Annotated in this window: 4 protein-coding genes and 1 pseudogene; 1 reads left to right on the top strand and 4 read right to left on the bottom strand. The window is 70.1% G+C overall.

Annotated elements, in window-relative coordinates:
• The 4 genes and pseudogenes from GBZ26_RS27250 to GBZ26_RS27235 form a co-directional block, all read right to left on the bottom strand.
• Positions 1-327, bottom strand: a pseudogene (locus GBZ26_RS27250) (aminoglycoside phosphotransferase); the annotation flags it as partial.
• Positions 324-860, bottom strand: a complete 537-nt coding sequence (gene moaB, locus GBZ26_RS27245) for a molybdenum cofactor biosynthesis protein B (protein WP_119510662.1) — start codon at positions 858-860, stop codon at positions 324-326. The pseudogene GBZ26_RS27250 and the gene moaB, both read right to left, overlap by 4 nt.
• A complete protein-coding gene (locus tag GBZ26_RS27240) occupies positions 847-2,817 on the bottom strand; it encodes a lytic transglycosylase domain-containing protein (RefSeq protein WP_174441498.1) in 1,971 nt (656 codons plus the stop codon). Before GBZ26_RS27240 ends, moaB begins: the two co-directional genes overlap by 14 nt.
• A 557-nt stretch (positions 2,818-3,374) precedes the next feature.
• A complete protein-coding gene (locus GBZ26_RS27235) occupies positions 3,375-4,247 on the bottom strand; it encodes a uracil-DNA glycosylase (protein ID WP_174441497.1) in 873 nt (290 codons plus the stop codon).
• A 145-nt stretch (positions 4,248-4,392) separates the two neighbouring features.
• On the opposite strand from GBZ26_RS27235, the gene GBZ26_RS27230 reads away from it, so the two are divergent.
• A partial coding sequence (locus tag GBZ26_RS27230) for an FAD-binding protein (protein ID WP_174441496.1) occupies positions 4,393-4,530 on the top strand: 138 nt, incomplete at its 3' end.

Here is a 4,530-nt window from a genome sequence, read left to right as displayed (position 1 = left end):
GACGATCTCCGTCACCACCAGCGCGCCCATGGGCAGCTCCGGCCCCGGCGGCAGGACGGCGGCCAGTTCCGGCGTGTGTCCGCCGGGCGCGGCGCGGCGGAAGGCGGCGGCCTGCTGCTCCAGATTGGCGAAGGGGTCGAGCCCGAGCTGGCTCCAGCGCGGGACGCGGGCGACCAGACCTTTTCCCGACAGCCGCACATGGTCGTGGGCCACGCCCCGGCGCGGCATCGGTTCCAGCGCGCCTCGCGGCAAACCGGCGAAGGCCGGCAGCCGCGTCAGGGCGCCGTGAAGACCGGCGGTGCCGGTCGAACCTGCGGTGCCGGTCACACCTGATGCTCGCGCAGGCGCGGCATCAGTTCGACGAGGTTGCAGGGGCGGTGCCGGTTGTCGAGCTGGAAGACCAGGATGTCGTCCCAGGCGTCGCGGCAGGCGCTGGGCGAACCCGGCAGGGCGAAGATGTAGGTGCCGTTGGCGACCCCGCCGGTCGCCCGGCTCTGGATCGTCGAGGTGCCGACCTTGGCGTAGCTGAGCTGGCGGAACAGCTCCCCGAAGCCGGGGATCGCCTTGTCGAACAGCGCCTCGACCGCTTCCGGCGTGACGTCGCGGCCGGTGACCCCGGTGCCGCCGGTGGTCAGCACCACGTCGATCTCCGGATCGGCGATCCAAGCCTGGACCTGGGCGCGGATGGCGGCGACGTCGTCCTTTACGATGGCGCGGGCGCCCAGCCGGTGGCCGGCGCCGGCCAGCCGTTCCGCCAGCGCGTCGCCCGAGCGGTCGTCGCCCAGCGTGCGCGTGTCGGACACGGTCATGACGGCGATGTTGACGGGCAGGAACGGGCGGGATTCGTCAATTTTCGGCATCGGCGGATTCGGCGTGTTGCGCGACCTGGGTGGACCGGGCCGCCGGGAAGACATCCACCGGCATATAGACCGGCCAGCCGCCCGCCGCAACGGTGTCCAGCGATTCGATTTCCTGCCCCAGCCGCAGCCGGTAGATCCAGAAGTTGGCGACCACCTTCTCGACGTAGTTCCGCGTCTCGGCGTAGGGCAGGCTCTCGATGAAGAGAAGCGGATCGTCGCCGATGTCCGACAGCTCCCGGCGCCAGCGCGCCAGCGTGCCGGGGCCGGCGTTGTAGGCGGCGGCGAGCAGGAACAGGTTGTTGCCGATGTCCTGGCTGTTCAGCAGCTCCGCCATGTAGCGCTGCCCCAGCTCCATGTTGGTGGAGGGGTCGAACAGGCCGGTGCGGGCGGCGTCGGCCTGACCGATGTCGGCGTTGCGCTCCTGCACATGCTGGGCGGTGGCGGGCATGATCTGCATCAGGCCGGTGGCCCCGGCGGAGCTGACCAGCTTCGGGTCGAAGCGCGATTCCTGGCGCATCACCGCAAAGACCAGCGCGCGGTCTACGGCGAAGCCGTCGCGCGGCTTCCAGTGCGGCACCGGGTAGAGGGCCGCCGTGTAGGGGGCGCCGTCCGGACCGGCCACCGCGTTGCCGACCTGGAGCGCCAACCCCGGCAGTTCCGCGCGGTCGGCCAGCGCCACCAGCGCCTGCTCGGCCAGCGTGTCGCCGCGCGGGTGGATGCGGCGCAGCTCAAGCTCCGCCGCCTCGCGCTGGCCGGCCTGGATCAGGGCGATGGCGCGGGCGCCGCCGGGCAGGGCGGACAGCGCCTTCAGATGGTCCCCGGTCAGCTCCGGCGTGCGCCAGTTCAGGTCGCCCGAACCGCCCAGCTTGCGGTGCGCGAGAAGCCCATAGAAGGTGTGGGGGTAGCGCGCCGCGGCGGCCAGATGGGCGCGGGCCTGCTCCTCGCGGCCCCGTCGGGCGTGGGCGCGGGCGGCCCAGAAGTCGGCGGCGGAGGCCAGCCAGGGCGATTGCGGGCCGGCTTCGGCCAGATTGGTGAAGTGGCGGGCGGCGCGGTCGTATTGCTTCAGCCGCCAAGCGGCGAGGCCGGCGATCCAATGCGCCTCCGTCAGCGCGGGGCCGGAACGGGCGGCGCTGGCCGAGGCCAGCGACAGCGCCTGCGTCACGTCACCGGAATAATAGAGCGAGGCGGCGATGCGCGCCCGCGCCTGATCGTACTGCACCGAGTCGAGGCTGCGTCCGAAGTCGTCCTGGTTGAGCAGGGCGAGCGCCGCCCCCGGCTTGCCGGCGCGCAGCAGGTCGGTCACGCGGGACGGGGTGGTGTGGGTTGTGCGGCTGGCGGTGCGGCTGCGCGGGGCAACGGTCAGCTTGGTCTTTTCCTCGGCGGCCTCGGCGCTCTTGTCCGGGTCGGACTGGTCCTCGTCGGAGACGCTTTCCGGCAGCGGTTCCGGGCGCAGGCCGCCCAGCCGCTCCAGCGACCCGGTCAGCCGCTCCCCGTCGCCGCCGCGCGGCGGTTTCAGGGCGCGCTGCTGGCCGGCGGGGGCGCGGCGCTGCGCCAGGGCGTGGATGCGCTCGGCGCCCGGCAGGTCGCCGTAGCGCTGGAGCCAGCCGGCCAACTCGTCGTAGCTGGCCTTGCGGTCGGGGTGCAGATAGCGCTGGCGCAGCACATGGCCCATGAGGCGGCGGTCGCGCAGCAGGCGGATTTCCCAGTCGGCGCCTTCCCACTCGCCCCGTTCCTGAAGCGCGAAGATGCGCCGGTAATGGCGGGCGTCCTCCTCCGTCAGCTGGACAGCGCGCGCGTCGGCATCCGTCGACAGAAGCAGGTTCTGCTCGGCACGATCGAATCCCGGCGGGACGACGGGTCGTCCATCCGGCGCGTGGATCACAAGGCCGGCCTGGGCTGGGCGATAGCCGCCCGTCGGATCGGGTGCTGCGCACAGCGCCAGCGCCACCCCCGCCATTCCCAGGACCTTCCGCCGCAGCGAGACGGTTTTTGCTGCGCTGCACAATATCCGGAACATGGTATTCGAATAACCGCAGTGGACGGGAATCGCAAGAAGATGATTCTCCAACAGCGGTGATGGCGATCTGTTCGCGAGAGTTTTCAGCAACTTAGTGTGGGTGGGAAAATGGCCTTAGCCCGGTGGGAAGACCCTTTTGGCGTAAGGTCATGGGGCTTTCTGTGCTGATTGGCATAATGGCATAGCGGAGACTTGGTAAACCAATCCGATCTTTCGAAGTACTTGGGCAATGTTTGGAATGTCTATGGATATCGAATGTTCGAACGGCCGTACAAGAATAAATGCAATAAGAGAAGTATTTTAGGGAATGGGTGGCGTTAACCATCGCGAAGGCATGCCCGCCCGCTCTCGGCGGACGAAAGGTCCGCCTGCCGCGTCAGCGCAAACCTTCGGTCTGTGCGAGAGCGTCGCGGGAGAGGGTGCCTTACGCGAAGCGACCTCCGTCCCCTCCACCTCGAAGAGGGGGAAGGCTAGGAAGGGGGCAGAAAGCCAACTTTTTAAGGTTGGCCTGGAAAGCGCTGGCGCAGGGTCAGCAGGTCGCGCCATGCCTCGCGCTTGGCGATGGGGTTGCGCAGCAGATAGGCCGGGTGAAGCATCGGAATGACCGGCAGCGGGCCGGGCAGGCCGGGGGAGGCGTAGTCGAACCAGCGGCCGCGCAGGCGGGTGATGCCCTCCGCCCGGTTGAGCAACGTCTTGGCGGAGGTGCCGCCAAGCGGCACCAGCACCTTCGGCCCGATCAGCTCGACGTGCCGTTCCAGGAAGGGCAGGCAGGCGGCGATCTCCGCCTGAGTCGGCGACCGGTTGCCGGGCGGGCGCCAGGGCAGGATGTTGCTGATGTAGACCTTGCTGCGATCGAGCCCTACCTGGGCCAGCATGCGGTCGAGCAGCTTGCCGCTGACCCCGACGAAGGGCTTGCCCTGCCGGTCCTCGTCCTCGCCCGGCGCCTCGCCGATCAGCATGATCGCCGCGGCGGGGTTGCCGTCGGCGAAGACCGTGTTCATCGCCGTCGCCTTCAGCGGGCAGCCGTCGAAGGCGCGCAGGGCCGCTTCCAACTCCTCCAGGCTGCGCGCCTCGGCGGCGCGGGCGCGGGCGCTCGCCCCGGCCTCGCTGGCGCCCAGCGGCAGGTCCGCCGTGACGGGCGCACCGAACATCGACGCGCCGGAGGCCCCCCCGAAAGCCGACCGCGACGCCGGCGCCGGAACAGGGCGCGCCGCGGCGGGCGGCAGCGCCGACGCGCCGGCCGGCGCACGCGCCACCGCCGGCCGGGCGGCCAGCGTCGCCCAGTCCAAGGGCTCGTCCCCGATGGCTTCGTCGCACCCGATGTCGACGTGCCAGCGCAGGGCGGCCAGTATGTCGGATTGGTCAATCATCGTTTGACCTTACCACGGCTCCTGTGGTCTTACATGGGCTTAGATATCCTTTTTGGCGGGTGCGAAAGGCATACGCCGTTCCGAAAGCCGCCGGACCCTGCGGAAATGGCCCCGGCGCTTCAATCAAGCGGGAGGCATGGGGACCATGGATCGCGATCCGCGCGAGGTGATGGAGTACGACGTCCTTGTCGTCGGAGCCGGCCCGTCGGGCCTGAGCGCGGCCATCCGCCTGAAACAGCTCGCCAACGAGGCGGGGCAGGAACTGTCGGTCTGCGTCGTCGAG

The organism is Azospirillum formosense (assembly GCF_013340925.1).
GTDB classification, from domain to species: Bacteria; Pseudomonadota; Alphaproteobacteria; order Azospirillales; family Azospirillaceae; genus Azospirillum; species Azospirillum formosense.
Note: the sequence above shows the minus strand (reverse complement) of the source record. Positions and strands in the feature narration are given on the sequence as shown.

What these genes read in the sequence shown, in the direction of transcription:
- moaB (WP_119510662.1), bottom strand. Translation starts at nt 860, where the DNA reads ATGCCGAAAATTGACGAATCCCGCCCGTTCCTGCCCGTCAACATCGCC.
- GBZ26_RS27240 (WP_174441498.1), bottom strand. Translation starts at nt 2,817, where the DNA reads ATGGCGGGGGTGGCGCTGGCGCTGTGCGCAGCACCCGATCCGACGGGC.
- GBZ26_RS27235 (WP_174441497.1), bottom strand. Translation starts at nt 4,247, where the DNA reads ATGATTGACCAATCCGACATACTGGCCGCCCTGCGCTGGCACGTCGAC.